The organism is Pseudomonas sp. SIMBA_068 (assembly GCF_046534705.1).
Lineage (GTDB): Bacteria > Pseudomonadota > Gammaproteobacteria > Pseudomonadales > Pseudomonadaceae > Aquipseudomonas > Aquipseudomonas putida.
In genome coordinates this window covers 1-237 of record NZ_JAWRYI010001618.1, presented here as the reverse complement: position 1 = coordinate 237, position 237 = coordinate 1, and the positions used below count along the sequence as shown (strand labels likewise).

At 55.7% G+C, this 237-nt stretch carries 1 pseudogene; it reads right to left on the bottom strand.

Going from position 1 to position 237, the window contains the following annotated elements:
- Nucleotides 1–134, bottom strand: a pseudogene (locus tag SB756_RS35190) (MFS transporter); the annotation flags it as partial.
- Between the last annotated feature and the right edge of the window lie 103 nt (nt 135–237).

Below are 237 nucleotides of genomic sequence, written 5' to 3'. Positions count from 1 at the left end.
CACGCCAGCTGCGTCACCGAAGCCTGTAACTGGCGGGCGATATCCGGGTAGGCGACGGTGGCGACAAACATGTTCACCAGGTCCAGGGCGAAGCCCAGCAAAAAGATCCAGGCGACTTTCGAGCGGTAGGTCATGAACGTGATCCTGCGAGTGAGGCGGGCAGGGTAGGCCAGGTGTTCACTTTGGAATACACCGGTTTGCCTGCTAGTTTGTCAAAAATATTTTGACAAATGAGGG